The organism is Nocardioides hwasunensis (assembly GCF_014779665.1).
Classification (GTDB): Bacteria; Actinomycetota; Actinomycetes; order Propionibacteriales; family Nocardioidaceae; genus Nocardioides; species Nocardioides hwasunensis.
This window is the reverse complement of the sequence record NZ_JACXYY010000002.1, coordinates 626,328-642,315: the sequence shown is the minus strand read 5'-3', so window position 1 is coordinate 642,315 and position 15,988 is coordinate 626,328. Positions and strand designations below refer to the sequence as shown.

19 protein-coding genes are annotated in these 15,988 nt (G+C 73.0%); 7 read left to right on the top strand and 12 right to left on the bottom strand.

Annotation, left to right across the window (positions count from 1 at the left end):
* Positions 1–263: 263 nt before the first annotated feature.
* Positions 264–497 (top strand): hypothetical protein, encoded by a 234-nt coding sequence (locus IEZ25_RS07110; protein ID WP_191198687.1) that lies wholly within the window; start codon positions 264–266, stop codon positions 495–497.
* A gap of 88 nt (positions 498–585) precedes the next feature.
* Entirely contained in the window at positions 586–1,050 is a 465-nt protein-coding gene (locus tag IEZ25_RS07105; RefSeq protein ID WP_191198686.1) for an acyl-CoA thioesterase, read from the top strand.
* Between the two features lie 14 nt (positions 1,051–1,064).
* Here IEZ25_RS07105 and IEZ25_RS07100 read toward each other — a convergent pair whose 3' ends face one another.
* Together IEZ25_RS07100 and IEZ25_RS07095 are read right to left on the bottom strand one after the other, a co-directional pair.
* The gene (locus IEZ25_RS07100; protein ID WP_191198685.1) at positions 1,065–1,538 is read right to left on the bottom strand and encodes a GNAT family N-acetyltransferase; all 474 of its coding nucleotides are present in this window, start codon (positions 1,536–1,538) and stop codon (positions 1,065–1,067) included.
* On the bottom strand, positions 1,538–2,806 hold the full coding sequence (locus tag IEZ25_RS07095; RefSeq protein ID WP_191198684.1) for a PucR family transcriptional regulator: 1,269 nt from the start codon (positions 2,804–2,806) through the stop codon (positions 1,538–1,540). The genes IEZ25_RS07100 and IEZ25_RS07095 overlap by 1 nt, the downstream gene beginning before the upstream one ends.
* 77 nt (positions 2,807–2,883) lie before the next feature.
* Here IEZ25_RS07095 and IEZ25_RS22175 point away from each other — a divergent pair, with 77 nt between their 5' ends.
* Genes IEZ25_RS22175 through IEZ25_RS07080 form a run of 3 tightly spaced genes read left to right on the top strand, consistent with a single transcriptional unit; the run spans position 2,884 to position 6,472 of the window.
* Positions 2,884–3,615 carry an oxamate carbamoyltransferase subunit AllH family protein gene (locus IEZ25_RS22175; RefSeq protein WP_191198683.1) on the top strand — a complete coding sequence of 244 codons (732 nt, stop codon included), beginning with the start codon at positions 2,884–2,886 and terminating at the stop codon, positions 3,613–3,615.
* Complete coding sequence (locus IEZ25_RS07085) at positions 3,612–5,096, top strand: FdrA family protein (protein WP_191198682.1); 1,485 nt, start codon at positions 3,612–3,614, stop codon at positions 5,094–5,096. Before IEZ25_RS22175 ends, IEZ25_RS07085 begins: the two co-directional genes overlap by 4 nt.
* Entirely contained in the window at positions 5,093–6,472 is a 1,380-nt protein-coding gene (locus IEZ25_RS07080) for a YlbE family protein (RefSeq protein WP_191198681.1), read from the top strand. Before IEZ25_RS07085 ends, IEZ25_RS07080 begins: the two co-directional genes overlap by 4 nt.
* Before the next feature lie 16 nt (positions 6,473–6,488).
* Here IEZ25_RS07080 and IEZ25_RS07075 read toward each other — a convergent pair whose 3' ends face one another.
* The 9 genes from IEZ25_RS07075 to IEZ25_RS07035 all read right to left on the bottom strand — a co-directional run bounded on the left by IEZ25_RS07075 (position 6,489) and on the right by IEZ25_RS07035 (position 13,151).
* Positions 6,489–7,157 (bottom strand): lysophospholipid acyltransferase family protein, encoded by a 669-nt coding sequence (locus IEZ25_RS07075; protein WP_191198680.1) that lies wholly within the window; start codon positions 7,155–7,157, stop codon positions 6,489–6,491.
* A 5-nt stretch (positions 7,158–7,162) separates the two neighbouring features.
* Positions 7,163–7,495, bottom strand: a complete 333-nt coding sequence (locus IEZ25_RS07070) for an MGMT family protein (RefSeq protein ID WP_191198679.1) — start codon at positions 7,493–7,495, stop codon at positions 7,163–7,165.
* Between the two features lie 11 nt (positions 7,496–7,506).
* Positions 7,507–7,998, bottom strand: coding sequence for a hypothetical protein (locus tag IEZ25_RS07065; RefSeq protein ID WP_191198678.1), 492 nt, complete (start codon positions 7,996–7,998; stop codon positions 7,507–7,509).
* The gene (locus IEZ25_RS22170; protein WP_191198677.1) at positions 7,998–9,269 is read right to left on the bottom strand and encodes a DUF58 domain-containing protein; all 1,272 of its coding nucleotides are present in this window, start codon (positions 9,267–9,269) and stop codon (positions 7,998–8,000) included. Before IEZ25_RS22170 ends, IEZ25_RS07065 begins: the two co-directional genes overlap by 1 nt.
* The gene (locus IEZ25_RS07055) at positions 9,266–10,234 is read right to left on the bottom strand and encodes an AAA family ATPase (protein ID WP_191198676.1); all 969 of its coding nucleotides are present in this window, start codon (positions 10,232–10,234) and stop codon (positions 9,266–9,268) included. Before IEZ25_RS07055 ends, IEZ25_RS22170 begins: the two co-directional genes overlap by 4 nt.
* Positions 10,221–10,664, bottom strand: a complete 444-nt coding sequence (locus tag IEZ25_RS07050; protein WP_191198675.1) for a hypothetical protein — start codon at positions 10,662–10,664, stop codon at positions 10,221–10,223. Before IEZ25_RS07050 ends, IEZ25_RS07055 begins: the two co-directional genes overlap by 14 nt.
* Positions 10,661–11,458 (bottom strand): DUF4129 domain-containing protein, encoded by a 798-nt coding sequence (locus IEZ25_RS07045; RefSeq protein ID WP_191198674.1) that lies wholly within the window; start codon positions 11,456–11,458, stop codon positions 10,661–10,663. Before IEZ25_RS07045 ends, IEZ25_RS07050 begins: the two co-directional genes overlap by 4 nt.
* A 62-nt stretch (positions 11,459–11,520) precedes the next feature.
* Positions 11,521–12,393 carry a chymotrypsin family serine protease gene (locus IEZ25_RS07040; protein ID WP_191198673.1) on the bottom strand — a complete coding sequence of 291 codons (873 nt, stop codon included), beginning with the start codon at positions 12,391–12,393 and terminating at the stop codon, positions 11,521–11,523.
* A gap of 44 nt (positions 12,394–12,437) precedes the next feature.
* A complete protein-coding gene (locus IEZ25_RS07035; RefSeq protein ID WP_191198672.1) occupies positions 12,438–13,151 on the bottom strand; it encodes a GAP family protein in 714 nt (237 codons plus the stop codon).
* Between the two features lie 59 nt (positions 13,152–13,210).
* On the opposite strand from IEZ25_RS07035, the gene IEZ25_RS22165 reads away from it, so the two are divergent.
* On the top strand, positions 13,211–13,858 hold the full coding sequence (locus IEZ25_RS22165; RefSeq protein WP_191198671.1) for a TetR/AcrR family transcriptional regulator: 648 nt from the start codon (positions 13,211–13,213) through the stop codon (positions 13,856–13,858).
* 16 nt (positions 13,859–13,874) lie between these two features.
* Here the strand turns inward: IEZ25_RS22165 and moeZ are convergent, their stop codons facing one another.
* Complete coding sequence (moeZ, locus tag IEZ25_RS07025; protein WP_191198670.1) at positions 13,875–15,074, bottom strand: adenylyltransferase/sulfurtransferase MoeZ; 1,200 nt, start codon at positions 15,072–15,074, stop codon at positions 13,875–13,877.
* Positions 15,075–15,344: 270 nt separating this feature from the next.
* On the opposite strand from moeZ, the gene IEZ25_RS07020 reads away from it, so the two are divergent.
* The gene (locus IEZ25_RS07020) at positions 15,345–15,932 is read left to right on the top strand and encodes a TetR/AcrR family transcriptional regulator (RefSeq protein WP_191198669.1); all 588 of its coding nucleotides are present in this window, start codon (positions 15,345–15,347) and stop codon (positions 15,930–15,932) included.
* Positions 15,933–15,988: the final 56 nt, after the last annotated feature.

Below are 15,988 nucleotides of genomic sequence, written 5' to 3'. Positions count from 1 at the left end.
CCCCCACGAGGCCATCGACGACCTGACCCCAGTCGAGGCCGAAGAACTTCACTACGCTGCAAGAAACCAGCTCACGCCGACCGGCTGAGCCACCAAACACAGCCTCCGGAAATTCCGGGGCGGTTCAACCTGACCGCCCCACAGCCCGACACCACCCCGGTGCTCGGGCCACAGGCACGCGGTGACCTTCGTCCGGAGAAGCGTCCAGCCGGTTGAGTCGCGGCCACCCGTCGCATGGAAGCGTCGGAGCCGGGTACGCAGGGATGCGGTCGCGACACCCGGCGCGGCTGGACAGAGGAGGATCCAGTGCCGACGACGAGCTCGGCGACGACATCCGCCACGGCGACGAGACCCGCGAGCACCCCACCACCAACCAGCCACTGAACGCCCCCCGCAAGAGGCCGACGTGGAAGCCGCTGATCTTGCTGGTCCTCTTCGTCGCGGCGTTGGTCCTGTTCTACCTGTTCGGACTCACCGTCCTGGTGCCCTCCGACTGAGGTCCTCGTCCCTGCCCCAGGACCTCGCCCGCCGCTGAAGACACCCCGTGACCGCGCGAGGCGACCGCCGCCGGAAGACTGACCGGGCATGGGCGACACCTACACGACGCGGATCCAGGCGCGCTATCGCGACATCAACCTCGCCGGACACGTGGACAACGTCGAGGCCGTGCGGATCCTGGACGAGGCCAGACTGGAGTTCTTCCGGTTCGCGCCGCTGCCCGACCTGCCTGCCGGTCGGACCGGTCTCCTGCACGCCCTCGACGACGGCGTCTCCGAGCTGGTCGCCTCCCAGGCCGTCGAGTACCACGCGGAGATGCGGTTCGTGCCCTACCAGCCGTTCCTCGCGACGTTGTGGGTCAGCCGCATCGGCGGCTCGTCGTTCACCGTCGGCGCTGAGATACGGGTCGAGGAGGGCGGTGCGCCCGCAGTCGCGTGGGAGTGCGCCACCGTCCTCTGGGACCGCGGCGCGCAGGCGCCGTGGCCGATCTCCGAGCGGGTGCGGTCCGACCTCGAGCGCTACCTGGGTGATCCGGTGGCGATGCGTCGCTGACGAGCGCCGACCCCTCAGCGCTCGGAGCGCACCAGCACCTCGAAGTCCTGCCCGTCGTGGGTGGAGACGAAGCTCGCGACCCTCTCGAAGCCGAGCCCCTCGACCACGTGGAGCGCCCGCGCGTTGGACGACGCCACCGTCACCCTGAAGGCCGGCGGGTCGTGGAGCACCCGCCCGTGTGCCAACCCGGCGGCGATCGCGGAGGGACCCAGGCCACTTCCGGTCAGCGAGGGTCGCAGTCCGCCGCCGGTGTCGAGAGCCTGGTCGTCGTACGCCCAGCCGGGGACGCGGCCGTCCTCGCCGTAGGAGCGGAAGCCGACCAGGTCGTCGCAAGCGAGCACGGCGTGGAACCCCGACACCGGCTGGAGCAGCCAGTCGGGATCGGCACCGGTCATGTCGTAGGAGGAGTACGGCGGCTCGTAGCGCCACGTGCAGATGTCGAGCGCGTGCGCGCGGGTCAGCGGCGCGATCCGCAGGGAGCCCGCCACTAGCCCACGATCTCGAGCGCTCGCAGCGCCACGGCGACGTCGAGGCGCAGGTGGGGGTCGGTGGCGACCGGGCCGAGGATCCGCTGCAGCTTCCCGACGCGGTAGCGCATCGTGTTGTAGTGGAAGAACTGCGCGCGGGCGGCCTCGGCGACGTTGAAGTTGGTGTCGAGCAGCACCTGCAGCGTCTCGCGCAGGTCGGCCGCCTCGGCGGTGCGCTCGGCGAGCGGCCCGAGCACGTCCGCGGCGAACGCCGTCAGCTCGGTGCCGTCGGGCACCAGCGCGAGCAGGCGGTGCAGGCCGAGCTGGTCGAAGCGGGTCACCGATCCCCCGCCGTGGACACGACGTCCGATCTCGACGGCGCGCTGGGCCTGGCGGAACGCCTCCGGCAGGTCGGCGAGCGAGGGTGCCACCCGGCTGACGCCGGCGGAGAACGCGATCCGGCCGCCGCCGCGGTCGCCGCGGACCCCTTCGATGATCCGGTCGACCACGGCGTGGCCGGCCAGGACGTCGGCCGGGACGTCGGTGCCGGCGACCGGCACGAGCGTGACGACCTCGCGGCTGAAGGCGACCGAGGCGATGCTGCCGTCCACGCCTGAGGAGACCTGCCGCCACGCGTTCGCGAAGCGGTCCTGCCAGGTCCGTCGCTCCTCGGCGCCGGGACCGAGCGCGGCGATGGCGTCGGGGTCGAGCACCGCCACCACGACCAGGACCGGTCGCCCGAGCTGCCACCCGAAGGCCTGGGCGTGCTCGGCGACGTCGTCCGCCTCCCCCGCACGACCGAGGAACACGTCGCGGAGGAAGTCGCCGCGGTACTTGTTCTCCACCGCCGTGATCGCCTCGACGCGCGTGATCAGCAGCGCCGCCACGATCGCCGCGCGCTCGAGGGCGTGCACGTCGGAGGCATGGATCCTGCCGTCCGGGCGCACCGCCACCAGCCGCGCGAGGTCGACGCCGGCGGCCACCACCCGGCGTACGAGCGCCTCGCCGTCACCGGCGGCGGTCCCGTCCGGGTCGATCCGCTCGACGCGCACGCGGCCGGTCGGATCGACCAGCTCCGCCCCGGTCAGGGACTCGCGGTGCACCTCGTCGAGATGGGCCGCGCGCTCGCGTCCGTCGGTCGAGGTGAAGACCACCCCGCACCCCAGGGCGTCGCCCACCGCCTCGGCGATCGCGGACAGGTCACCACCTTCGAGGACGATGTGCGAGAGCGCCGTGTGGAGCGCGTCGGCGCGCTCGAGCGCGGCGATGGCATCCGGATCACTTATCAAGTCTTGGCCCACTTCTGCCCCTTGCTTGTCAGGAACTCACATCGGCGAGTGTGTCATGGACCGCTAGCGTCGGTGACGTGATCCCCGTGGCTGCCCCGACGCGAGTGGCCTCGCGGCTGGCGTCGGCCGCCCCGGGACCCCGCCACGTGCTGCACGCCAGCGCGACCGCGGTGTACGTCGACCTCGACGGCTGGTGCCTCGGCCTGGTGTCCGCCGCGGCGACCCGGGTGCCCTGTGCGCTGTGGTCGACGCTCGACGACCTCGCACCGATGGCCGGGCGCTCCGCAGTGGTCCGCGACGGCGCGCTCGTCATCGGCGACGAGGCCCTCCGGATCACGCGCCTCACCGACCCCCGTGTCACCCGGGTCGGACGTCATGACGGGTGGTCGCCCGCGCGGCCGGGGGCCATGACGTCCCGGCTCGACGACCTCGACCTCCCCGCCGACGGTCATCTGACGCCGGCCCACCTCGACCGGCTGATCGGCCGCGGCCCCGGCCTCACCCCGCTCGGCGACGACGTGCTGGCCGGCTGGCTGGTCACCCGCGCCGCGCTCGGCGAGCCCGACGAGCAGCTCGCCAGCGACGTACGCCGCCGGCTCGGCGCCACCACGCTCCTGTCCGCCACGCTGCTCGACTGCGCGATCCGCGGCGAGGCGCTGCCCCAGCTGTCGGCCTGGCTCGCCGACCCGACCGAGACGACCGCGCGGGCCCTGCTCGCCGTCGGTGCCACCTCGGGCGCGGGTCTGATGACCGGCGCCGCACTCGCACTCACCTCAACCGAAGAGAAGTCCCGGAGGGCTGCTGCATGAAGGACCACGTCGAGCTGAGGAGCGGTGCCTACGCCGACTCCGTCACCCTGCTGCAGGTGAGTCGGGCGGTGCAGGCCGCGCCGGGCGTGGTCGCCGCCCAGGTGGCGATGGCCACCGGCCTCAACCTCGAGGTGCTCACCGGGATGGGCTTCGACGTGCCCGACTCCTCCCCCAACGACATGGTCGTCGCGCTGCGCCTCGACGACGACGCCGACGTCGCCACCGCGCTGGCCGCCGTCGACGCCGCCCTCGTGCCGACCCGGCCGTCGTCGGGCGACACCACCCTCGCCCCGCCGCGCACCACGGCGTCCGCGCTCGAGCGCAGCGGTGCCGGCGCGATCGCCCTGGTCTCCGTGCCCGGCGCCAGCGCCACGGTCGAGGCGATGGACGCCGTCGAGGCCGGCCACGACGTGATGATCTTCAGCGACAACGTCCCGGTCGCCGAGGAGGTCGCCCTCAAGACGTACGCCGCCTCCCGCGGCGCGCTCGTGATGGGCCCCGACTGCGGCACGGCCGTCATCGACGGTGTCGGGCTCGGCTTCGCCAACACCGTCCGCCCCGGCCGCATCGGCCTCGTCGCCGCGTCCGGCACCGGTTGCCAACAGCTGCTCGCCCTGCTCCACCACGCGGGAGCCACGCAGGAGGGCGTCGGCGTGCGCCACGCGCTCGGCGTGGGCGGGCGCGACCTGTCCTCCTCGGTGGGCGGGCTCGCGACCCGCGAGGCGCTGCGCCGGCTCGACGCCGACGCTGACGTCGACCTCGTCGTGGTGGTCTCGAAGCCGCCGGCTCCCGAGGTCGCCGAGGCCCTGTCGACCTACGCCGACGGGCTCGCCACCCCCGTCGAGCTCGGCCTCCTCGGCCGCGGGCAGCGCGACCTCACCGCGGTCGCCGAGGCGGTGCTCGCCCGGCTCGGGCACGAGGCGCCGGAATGGCCGGTGCACGGTGCCGACAACACCCGCGAGGCGACCGGTCCGCTGCTGCGCGGTCTCTTCGTCGGCGGCACGCTGTGCGACGAGTCGATGCTGATGGCCACCGAGGCGTTCGGCCCGGTCCGCAGCAACATCCCGCTCTCCGACGAGCTCGCGCTGGGCGACGACCTGCTGGTCGACGACCACACGTTCGTCGACTTCGGTGACGACGCCCTCACCCAGGGCCGCGCGCACCCGATGATCGACCCCACGCTGCGCAACGAGCAGCTGGCCCGGGCCGCGGCCGACCCCGCCACCGGTGTGATCCTGCTCGACCTGGTGCTCGGCCACGGCGCCGAGCCCGACCCGGCCACCCTCCTGGCCCCCGCGATCGCCGCGGCCCGGCAGGACCGGTCGATCCCGGTGATCGTCAGCCTCGTCGGCACCGACCTCGACCCGCAGGGCCTCGACGCGCAGCGCGACACCCTGGTCGCGGCCGGCGCCGAGGTGCACCTGTCCAACGCCGCGGCCACCCGCCGCGCCATCCAGCTGATCGAAGGAGCACGAGCATGAGCGAGCCCACCGTCGTGACCGTCGGCGCCGACATGTTCGCCGAGTCCGTGGAAGGCCAGGCCGTCACCGTCGAGCGCGTCGACTGGCGCCCGCCGATGCCCGGCACCGAGGCCGACCTCGCCGCCGTTGCGACGGACCCGCGTCGCGTCGAGGCCAACCAGAAGGCCGTCCAGGCGATGCTCGGGGTCACCGCCCACCTCGTCGACGTCGCGCCGGCGAGCGAGGTGCTCGGCCTCGAGAAGGGCCAGTTCCTGCACGCCGGACCGCCGCTGGAGTGGGCTCGTGCCTCCGGCCCGATGCGGGGCGCGTTGATGGGTGGCGCCGCCCTCGAGGGCCTGGTCGACGACCCCGAGGACGCGGTCGCGCTCTTCGAGTCCGGCAGCAGCGTCAGCCTCGAGCCGTGCCACCACCGCAGCGCCGTCGGCCCGATGGCCGGCGTCGTCACGCCCTCCATGTGGATGTGGGTCCTCGAGGACCGCGCCACCGGCAAGCGGACGTACTGCTCGCTCAACGAGGGACTCGGCAAGGTGCTGCGCTACGGAGCCTACGGCCCCGACGTGCTCACCCGGCTGCGCTGGATGGGCGACGTGCTCGGCCCGCTGCTCCAGGCCGCGGTGCGCGGGACGGAGGAGGCCACCGACGTCACCGGCATCCTCACCCAGATGCTGCAGATGGGCGACGAGGCCCACAACCGCAACCGCGCCGGCACCCTGATGCTGCTGCGCGACCTCTCCCCCGCGATGGTGGACGCCGGCTTCGACACCAAGGACGTCGCCGACGTGCTGCGCTTCGTCGGCGGCAACGACCACTTCTTCCTCAACCTCGCGATGCCCGCGTGCAAGCTGGCGCTCGACGCCGGCCGCGACGTCCCGGGCTCGACGATGGTCGTCGCCATGGCCCGCAACGGCACCGACTTCGGCATCCAGGTCTCCGGCACCGGCGACCAGTGGTTCACCGGTCCGGCCCAGGTGGCCGAGGGCCTCTTCCTCGGCGACTACGGCCCCGACGACGCCAACCCCGACATCGGCGACTCGGCGATCACCGAGACCGCGGGCATCGGCGGCTTCGCGATGGCGACCGCGCCGGCCATCGTCCGACTCGTCGGCGGCTCGGTGCCCGACGCGCTGGCCACCACCCGCCGGATGCACGAGATCACGCTCGCGGAGAACCCGCGCTGGTCGGTGCCCGTGCTCGAGTTCCAGGGCACTCCGACCGGGATCGACGTCACGAAGGTCTGCCGCACCGGCATCCTGCCGCAGATCAACACCGGCATGGCCGGTGCCGTCGCCGGCGTCGGTCAGGTCGGCGCCGGGCTCGTGACCCCGCCCGCGGAGATCTTCCCGAAGGCCCTCGCCGCGCTCGCGTCACGCGTGTAGCGCCGCCCACAGAGGTTCAGGCGTCGACCGGGCGCTCGTTGTAGACGCCCGCCGGCTCCTGGCCCGACAGCTCACCGATCGCCCTCATGATGCGGTCGGTGAGGTCGCGGCGCGCGCGGCCGGTGGGGACGCCGTCGTACTCCCCCGTGACCGTGATGGGCTCGCCGAACCTCACGGTCACCTCGGCCAGCCGCGGCACGTTGGACCCGATCGGCTGGATCTCGGGAGTGCCCTGCAGCCCGACCGGGACGACGGGGCAGCCGGCGGTCAGGGCGAGGTGCGCGACGCCGGTGCGCCCGCGATAGAGCCGGCCGTCGCGCGAGCGGGTGCCCTCGGGGTAGATGCCGAAGGCCTCGCCGCGCCCGAGCACCTGCAGCGCGGTGTCGAGACTGGCCAGCGCGGCCCTCGTGTCGTCGCGGTCGACGGGCAGCATGCCGAGCCCCTCGAACCACGCCCGCGAGAGCGCACCCTTCGCGCCGGTGCCGGTGAAGTAGTCGGACTTGGCGAGGAAGACGACCTTGCGCGGCACGATGCACGGGATGACGACGCTGTCGACGAACGACAGGTGGTTGCTCGCCACGATCACCGGCCCGGTGGCGGGCACGTGGTGCAGACCCTCGACCGTCGGCCGCCACACGGCTCGCGCCAGTGGGGGCACGACGCTGTGCAGCACCGTGTAGAGCATGGGCGTCATTCTGCCCTGAGGACCGGCTGGTGGAACGCCTGCCTCAGATCCACGGACCCCGACGGGCGCAGGGGCGTGCCCTCCTCGAGGTAGGCCTGCCGCGCCTCCTCGTCGTGCGACGGCGGCAGCGACCCGTCGGCGCGCACCACCCGCCACCAGGACACGGCTGCGCCGTGCTGGGCCAACACGTTGCCGACCAGGCGCGGACCACCGCGACCCAGTCGCTCGCCGACGACGTCCGCGATCGCGCCGTACGTCGTCGCCCGCCCGCGCGGCACGGACTCCGCGCACTGCAGGACCAGCTCGACGTAGAGCTCGCGCTCCTCCTCGGTCGTCACGAGACCATCCTTCACTCGGGGGCGCGCTGCGTCAGCAGCGAGGTGGTCGCCAGCATCGCGACCACGAGGACGCCCGCCGCGAGCCACACCCACGACGGCGCGAGGGTCGGGTCGAGACCGCGCACCGCGAACCAGGCGATCGGCGCCGGCACCAGCGCGAGCAACGCCCGCCTCGACCACAGCCGGGCGAGACGTGGGTCGAGCGCCAGCGTCGGCGGGCCGTAGGACAGCACGGTCGCGACCACGTGGGCGGCGAGCAGCAGCACGGCGACCACGAGGACCCGCCAGTCGACGACGCCGTGCGCGGCCCACCAGCAGGCGACCAGGACGAGCGAGACCGCCCCGGCCACGGTGTCGGGCGAACGCGCCCACAGCGCCGAGGTCACCACCACCGCGCCGACCACGAACCAGTGGGGCACCTCGGGCAGGGCCAGCGCCAGTGCGCCGACGGGAAGCACGAACAGCAGGGCCCGGAGCACCTGGACGTGGAGCGGCACCCCCATCACGCGCGCACCTTCGGGACCCGCGCCCGGCGGGCGAGCTGGCTCAGGACCGTGTCGAGGGTGCCCGGCCCGCGCCAGGGGACGACCGGCGTCCCGAGCTCGGCCAGGCGCCGGAGCCGGTCGTCGCGCTCGATCTTCTGGATGCGGTCCGCGAGGCTTCGCAGGGCGAGCCGGTCGGCGGCCTCGTCACGCTCACCGAGCGTGTCGATGACGACGACCGTGGCGCCGCTGCGCTGCAGGCCGGCCGTCGCGGCGACGAGCGGCGTGAAGAGCATCGGCGAGAGGACGTAGACCACGCTGCCGGTGCCACCACCGAGGTCGAGCCGCTCGGGGGCGATGCTGCGGGCGTCGGTGCGCACCCGTGCCAGCGTGCCCTGGAGCCGGTGGTGGTGCCGCGGGCCGGAGCCGCGCGCGACGCGGGCGCCGTCCCCCGCGACGACGAGCAGGCCGACGCGGTCGCCGGTGCGGATGTGGTGCTCGGCCAGCGCCGCGGCCGCACGCACCGTGAGGTCCAGGGTGCTGGCCGCACCGTCGATGCCGCCCGAGACGCCGATGTCGCGCAGGCCGTCGACGACGAGCCAGACCCCGGCGTCCTGCTCGGCGCGGGTGGTGATGACGTGCAGCTCGCCGGTGCGCAGCGAGACCGGCCAGGTGATCCGCTTGAGCCGGTCACCCGTCGTGAAGTGCCGGATGCCCTCGAACTCCGTGCCGCTGCCGATCCGCCGCGACCGGTGCCGGCCGACCAGGCCGTCGGGCTGCGGGACCTCGGCGCGGCTGTCGTACGGCGCCGTCTGCGGCAGCACCGTCAACCCGTGCTCGGGCATGTCGACCGGTCCCCAGCGCCAGCCGGCCCACCCACTGGTGAGGGCCAGCCGTTCGGCGCCGATCGCGCGCCGTCCCCACCGGCGCGGGCCGAAGTCGATGGTCGGCAGGCCGTCGGCGACCAGCATCCCCGCGGCGCCGTACGCCGGTGAGGTGACGACGTGGGCCGTCCCCGACGCGACCCGGGTGACGTGCTCGACGCCGGTGAGGTCGTCGGCCACCAGCCGCGACGTCGTTCCCTGTCCCTCGTGGAGACGGTGGTGGTCGATCCGTGCCTCGACGCGGGGCACCTGTCCGGGGCGTGCGACGAGTCCCATGGCGGCGAGCAGCACGAACGGTGCGGCCAGGACCACGAGCACCTCCTGGCCCAGCACCACTCCGCCGGCGAGTCCGCCGAGGGCGAGCAGGCAGGCCCGGACCAGCGAGGTGGTCGGCCGCCAGCGGCTCACCGTGGCGACTCCAGCGTGCGCGGCGTCGGGACCGAGCCGAGCACCGAGTCGACCACCCGGGCCCCCGAGGCCTGGGTCATCCAGAGCTCGGGCTTGACCGTGATCCGGTGGGCGAGCACGGCGCGCGAGACGACCTTGACGTCCTCGGGCACGACGAAGTCTCGGCCGCGGATCGCCGCCCACGCCCGCGCGGTCAGCACCAGCCCGAGGCTCCCTCGCGGCGAGGCACCGGTCAGCACGTCGGGATGGCTCCGGGTCGCCGCGACCAGGTCGACGCAGTAGCGGGCCACCGAGTCGTCCACGCCCACCCGCTCGACGGCCGCCTGCACCGCCAGCAGCCCCGCGGCGTCAGTGACCTGGACGATGTCGACCTCCTCACGCTGCCGATCGAGCCGCCGGCGGAGCACGTCGTGCTCCTCCGCCGCCGACGGGTAGCCGAAGCCGACCCGCAGCAGGAACCGGTCGAGCTGGGCCTCCGGCAACGGGTAGGTGCCCTCGTACTCGACCGGGTTGGCGGTCGCGAGCACGTGGAAGGGGCTGGCGAGGCGGTGGGTCTGGCCCTCGACGGTGACCTGCCCCTCCTGCATCGCCTCGAGCAGGGCCGCCTGGGTCTTCGGCGGCGTCCGGTTGATCTCGTCGGCGAGCAGCAGGCCGGTGAAGATCGGACCGGGCCGGAAGTCGAACTCGGCGCGCCGCTGGTCGTAGACGTAGGACCCGGTCAGGTCGGCGGGCAGGAGGTCGGGGGTGAACTGGGCGCGGGCGAAGTCCAGCCCGAGCGCACCGGCGAAGGAGCGCGCGGCCAAGGTCTTGCCGAGCCCCGGGAAGTCCTCGAGGAGGACGTGCCCCTTGGCCAGGATGCCGGCCAGCACGAGCGCGAGCACCTCGCGCTTGCCGACGACGGCGCGGCCGACCTCGTCGAGGACGCGCTCGGCGAACGCGGAGGGGGTGTGGTCATCGTGGGGCACGGACGGCCTCGATTCGGGTCAGGATGCGGTCGATGTCGGCGGGCGCGAGTCGGCGTACGTCGGCCAGCTCGCGGTCGAGCTCGTCGGCCAGGACCGGGTCGCGGGCGCGGGCCACCTCGACCAGGCGCCGGTGCAACGCGTCGGAGGGGTGGTCGGCCTGCTGGTGGCTGGTCAGGACGCGGAGGTCGGAGGTGGCCTCGTCGGTCCGGTCCTCACGACGCGGCAGGTCGTGCTGCCAGTGGGCGGACGGCGCGTCGGCCGTGTCGACCACGAGGAAGCCGAGCGTGCACACGATGACGACCATGACGGCGAAGGGCAGCGGACGAGGCTCGAAGTCGAGCCACACGGTGGCTGCGTAGGCGATCGCGCCGAGCACCACGCCACCGGCCAGCCGGGTGCGCCAGTGCCGGGCGATCGCCGGCCGCCTCACGTGCGCACCCCCAGCCCCTGCCGGATCCCGGCCAGCGCCGCGAGCGCGGCCGCGCGGTGGTCCTCGGTGATGGGGTGCTCGGAGAAGCGGGCCTCGCGGTAGAGCTCGGCCAGCCGGTGGACCGACCCGGAGTCGGCCGCGACGAGGTCGAGGATGCGGATGGCGTACTCCGAGGAGGTCTCCGACGGGCTCCGGCTCACCCCGGCACGCTCGCCCTGCACCTCGAACCGGTGCCACGCGGCGACGATCGCGTTGCGGGCGTCGCCGTCACGCAGCAGGGCGTCCTGCTCGGCGGCGTCGCCCGCGATCTGCTCGGCGACCAAGCGCGGCTCGTCGAGCACCGCGAAGTCGGTCACGGCGCGCTCCGCGCGGTCGCGACGGGTCAGCAGCTCGCGCGCAGCGGCGGTGACCAGCCAGACCACCCCGCCGAGCACGACGACCAGCAGCGTGCCGAGGAAGAGCCAGATGAGCACCTTGACCCACAGGGGCGCCGGGTTCTGCTCGACCAGGTCGCGGTAGTCGCCGATGCCCGCCGCGGGCGGGTCGCAGTAGTTGCGCTCGGAGACGTCGTCGGGGATCTGGACGGTTGTCGTGCCGTCGGGGTTCGTGACCTCCGGCAGCGGGATGCAGGACCGGTTCGGAGTCGTCCCGGAGGCCGGGCTGGGGCCGGGACCGGTGAAGACCTCGTCCGGCCCGATCAGCGTCGCCCAGGCGACCAGCACCACCAGCAGGCTGGTGGCCGCGACCGCCGCCACCGTGCGCACGCCGGGCGGGAGAGCCGTGGGCGCACGCATGGCGCGACCCTAGGTGAGTGGGTCGCGCCATGCGAGAGGGGCGCGGCAATGGTGCAGGATCGTTAGAGGACGGGCCTGAACGGCTCCGTGCCCAGGGCCAGCTGGAGACCGGCGATGCCCGAGTGCTGCTGGGCGTAGGCGAGCTCGCGCGAGAAGTCGCCGATGTTGTTCGACGCCGGCAGCGGGGCGAGACCGAGCGTGGACAGCGTGCCGACGGCGTTGCCGCCGGCGTCGAGGAACGCGCTGCCGGAGTCGCCGGGGATGCCCGGCGTGATCGTGTAGAGCGGGTGCGTCCAGCCGTGGTCGGCCGCGTCCTGGCCCAGGCTGACGCCGGTCTTGGGCGAGAGCTGCTCGATCCCGCCGCGCAGGCCGGAGTTGCCGAAGCTGAAGACCCGGTCGCCGGTGGCGGTGCCTGCGGTGTTGATGCCCACCGGGCCACCCCAGAACGGGATCGTCGGGTTGACCTTGTCGACATCGGCCGCGTCGACCTTCACGAGCGCGAAGTCGTTGTAGGCGCACGTGCTGGCGTCGCTCTCCCCGCGCGCCTGCATCGTGTTCCACGAGCTGTACGCGAGGGTGCCGGCGCCGACCTGGGTGCCGGGCGAGACGATGCTCCCGTTGCGGTTGAACGTCACCCGGGTGCCGAGCGGCAGCGCGCCGGCGGTGCAGCCGTCGGTGTCGGTCGCCTCACCGAGCCCGGAGCAGTGGGCGGCCTGTCCGACGTACACCGAGCCGGCGGCGTCGGTGAGCACGAAGTTGGCCGTGCACTGGCCGGATCCGGCGGTGTTGGTCTGCACGCCGGGCGTGATCGCCGCGGAGCCCGCGGGCGCCCAGGCGACCGTGGGGGCCGCGGCGGCGGTGCCGGCGGTCGTGGCGAGGGCCCCGGTGAGGGCGAGGCCCGCAGCGGAGGCGAGGAGCTTCGTAGGGGTTCGCATGCAGCCCCAACGAGACATGGCCCACACGGGTTACGCGCGGGTAGTCATCCCAGTCCGAGCGCCACCCGGGCGTCCTGCAGCAGGAGCAGACCGACGATCGCCGCCGCCCAGTAGCCCGCGTTGCCCAGGTGACGGTCGATCCACCCGGACAGCCTCGCCAAGGGCGTGTCGAGCCGACGACCTGCGAGCAGTCTGGCCCCCAGGAGCACCAGGGCCGGCAGCACCATGACCACGACGTAGGCGGCCACGACGACGACCTCGCCCGCGAACGGGAGGTCGGCGCTCGAGATGATCCCGACCCCGGCCAGGAAGGGGAGCATCGACCCCACCTCCACCAGCGCGGCCAGCAGCCCCACCCCCACGACGACCCGGTAGGACGCGTGCGGTCCGACCAGCCGCTCATGCCAGCGACCTGCGCGCGAGGGAGCGGCCGCGCGCGCACGACCGAACCAGCCTCGGGGATCGCCGAAGATCCCGAGGACCAGCAGCGTGCCCCCGATCACCAGCTCGGCCCACCGGAGCGCGCGCACCTCCCCCAGCCCGGCGCCGGAGTCGAGCAGCCACCCGGCGCCGGTGACCAGCCCGAGCCCGACCAGCGCGTAGAAGCCGGCCACGGTCGCCAGGTAGACCAGGAACCGCCCGACGTGGACCCGCGGAGCCAGCAGCAGGACGATCGGCAGCACGAGCGTCCCGATGCTCGTGCTGTCGACGAGCGCCAGGCCGGCCAGGCCCAGCAGCGCGATCGCTGACATGCTCATCCCCCTTTCCAACACAACTGTGTCGGAACATGAAAACACAGTTGTGCTAGAAAGGCGACGTGCCGAAGATCGTCGACCACGAGAGCCGTCGCGCGGAGATCGCCGCTGCCGTGCGCCGCCTCGTCCTGCGCGAAGGGGTCGCGTCGGCGACCGTGCGGAAGGTCGCAGACGAGGCCGGCTGGTCACCCGGCGCGGTGCGTCACTACTTCCCCGACCAGGCAGCGCTGCTGCGGCTGGTCATCGCGCAGGCCTACGCCGACGTGCCGCAGCGGCTCGAGTCCCACCTGCGCTCGTGGTACGACGATCCGTCGGGACGCGATCCGCTGGGCCACGCCCAGCGGATGCTCGAGGAGCTGCTGCCGCTCGACGATGAACGGCGCGTCGAGGCGGAGGTCTGGCTGGCGACGATGGACGCGGCGAGGCACGACCCGGCACTCGCCGAGGCCCGCGCGATGGCCTGGGCGGGGATCCGGCAGATGAGTCGCATCGCCGTGGCGTGGGTGCGGGGGCGCGAGCTCGACCCCCACCTGGGCCGGCTGCTCGAGGAGCCGCTGGCGGAGCCCGTCGACGAGCGTGCTGCCGCCACGGTGCACGCGCTGCTCGACGGGCTCGCGATGCAGTGCTACGCCTACGCGGAGCAGGTCGAGCTCGACGACCTCCGCGTCACGCTCCGATCACACCTCGACGAGGTGGCGCGCGGAGCGTGACGCGAGTGGCGAGGGGTCAGTACGTCGGCTGGCTGGGGTCGATCTGGCTGACCCAGGCGACCACGCCGCCACCGACGTGCACCGCGTCGGAGTAGCCGGCGCCCTTGACGATCGCCAGCGTCTCGGCGGACCGCACGCCGGACTTGCAGTGCATGACGATCTGCTTGTCGCTCGGCAGCTGCGACAGCGCGTTGCCGTTGAGGAACTCGCCCTTGGGGATCAAGATCGCGCCCGGGATGTGGTTGATCTCGGCCTCGTTGGGCTCGCGCACGTCGACGAGGACGAAGTCGCGCTCACCGTTCTCGCGCTCCTTGAGCATGTGCTCGAGCTGGACCACCGAGATCGTGGAGCCGGCGGCGGCCTCGGCGGCCTCGTCGGAGACCGCGCCGCAGAAGGCGTCGTAGTCGATGAGCTCGGTGACGGTGGCGTTCTCGCCGCACAGCGCGCAGTTCGGGTCCTTGCGGACCTTGAGCTTGCGGTACTCCATCTCGAGGGCGTCGTAGATCATCAGCTTGCCCGCGATCGGGTCGCCGATGCCGGTCAGCAGCTTGATCGCCTCGTTGACCTGGATCGAGCCGATCGACGCGCAGAGCACGCCCAGCACGCCACCCTCGGCGCAGCTCGGGACCATGCCCGGCGGCGGCGGCTCGGGGTAGAGGCAGCGATAGCACGGGAGGTCGTCGCCGAGCATCGGCGCGAACACCGAGGCCTGGCCGTCGAAGCGGTAGATCGAGCCCCACACGTAGGGGATGCCGAGGAAGTAGGCGGCGTCGTTGACCATGTAGCGGGTCGCGAAGTTGTCGGTGCCGTCGACGATCAGGTCGTAGCCCTTGAAGACGTCGAGGACGTTGTCGTTGTCGAGGCGCTCGGGATGGAGCACGACCTCGACGTACGGGTTGATCTCGGCGATCGACTCCTTCGCGGACTGGCCCTTGGGCTTGTCGATGTCGCTCACGCCGTGGATGACCTGGCGTTGCAGGTTGGACTCGTCGACGGAGTCGAACTCGGCGATGCCCAGCGTGCCGACGCCGGCCGCGGCGAGGTAGAGCAGAGCGGGCGAGCCGAGGCCGCCGGCGCCGATCACGAGCACCTTGGCATTCTTCAGTCGCTTCTGACCGGTCATGCCGACGTCGGGGATGATCAGGTGCCGGCTGTAGCGGCGCACCTCATCGATGGTGAGCTCGGCTGCCGGCTCGACGAGAGCAGGGAACGACACAGGGACTCCTTCGGATCACGGCCCAGCTGGTGGCGGACGTCCGGCACAACTCGCCGGGCACCCGCTCTTGTTCCCCTCCATGGTCGCGCCGCACCCAAGGGCCACCCGACGAGTCCCGGCATCCGGACCGGCTCCGGGGCGGATAGGCTCGAGTCTCACTACCCAGGGGTACGCCCGTCGTGCCCCCCGCAGCACCAGGAGCACGACGTGACCGCAGGCAGCACCGATCCGACGTCCGAGGGTCTGTCACCGCGACCCCGCGGTGGACGGATGCCGAGACGCGAGCGTCGCGTGCAGCTGCTCGAGTCGGCCCTGGAGGTCTTCGTCGCCCAGGGCTACCACGCCGCTGCGATGGACGACATCGCCGAGCGCGCCGGCGTCTCCAAGCCGGTGCTCTATCAGCACTTCCCCGGCAAGCTCGACCTCTACCTCGCGCTGCTCGACGCCTCCTGCGACACCGTCATCGAGAACTGTCGCGAAGCCCTCGCCTCCACCACGGACAACAAGGACCGGGTCGCGGCGACGATGAAGGTCTTCTACAGCTACGTCGCGTCGAAGGAGGGTGCGTTCCGGCTGGTCTTCGAGTCCGACCTGACCAGCGAGCCCGACGTCCGCGCGCGGGTGGACCGGGTGACCACCGAGTGCGCCTTCCTCATCGCCGACGTGATCCGCAGCGACACCGGCCTGCCCGACGAGGCCTCGCAGCTCCTGGCGGTCTCCCTGGTGGGAATGGCACAGGTGTCCGCACGGTTCTGGCTGGCGGGCGGCGGTGGAATCTCCCAGGACGACGCAGCCGCCCTGATCGCGGACCTGGCATGGCGCGGCATCCGGGGCTACCCGATGACCGACGACCACTGACCGGGCACCATGCTTGAGTGACACCCCGCACCACCCACCCCTGAGCTGAGGAGCAT

Excerpts from the sequence above, each read along its gene's own strand:
- IEZ25_RS07110 (WP_191198687.1), top strand. The coding sequence starts at position 264 with ATGCGGTCGCGACACCCGGCGCGGCTGGACAGAGGAGGATCCAGTGCC.
- IEZ25_RS07105 (WP_191198686.1), top strand. The coding sequence starts at position 586 with ATGGGCGACACCTACACGACGCGGATCCAGGCGCGCTATCGCGACATC.
- IEZ25_RS07085 (WP_191198682.1), top strand. The coding sequence starts at position 3,612 with ATGAAGGACCACGTCGAGCTGAGGAGCGGTGCCTACGCCGACTCCGTC.
- IEZ25_RS07080 (WP_191198681.1), top strand. The coding sequence starts at position 5,093 with ATGAGCGAGCCCACCGTCGTGACCGTCGGCGCCGACATGTTCGCCGAG.
- IEZ25_RS07075 (WP_191198680.1), bottom strand. The coding sequence starts at position 7,157 with ATGCTCTACACGGTGCTGCACAGCGTCGTGCCCCCACTGGCGCGAGCC.
- IEZ25_RS07065 (WP_191198678.1), bottom strand. The coding sequence starts at position 7,998 with ATGGGGGTGCCGCTCCACGTCCAGGTGCTCCGGGCCCTGCTGTTCGTG.
- IEZ25_RS07045 (WP_191198674.1), bottom strand. The coding sequence starts at position 11,458 with ATGCGTGCGCCCACGGCTCTCCCGCCCGGCGTGCGCACGGTGGCGGCG.
- IEZ25_RS07040 (WP_191198673.1), bottom strand. The coding sequence starts at position 12,393 with ATGCGAACCCCTACGAAGCTCCTCGCCTCCGCTGCGGGCCTCGCCCTC.
- IEZ25_RS07035 (WP_191198672.1), bottom strand. The coding sequence starts at position 13,151 with ATGAGCATGTCAGCGATCGCGCTGCTGGGCCTGGCCGGCCTGGCGCTC.
- IEZ25_RS07020 (WP_191198669.1), top strand. The coding sequence starts at position 15,345 with ATGCCGAGACGCGAGCGTCGCGTGCAGCTGCTCGAGTCGGCCCTGGAG.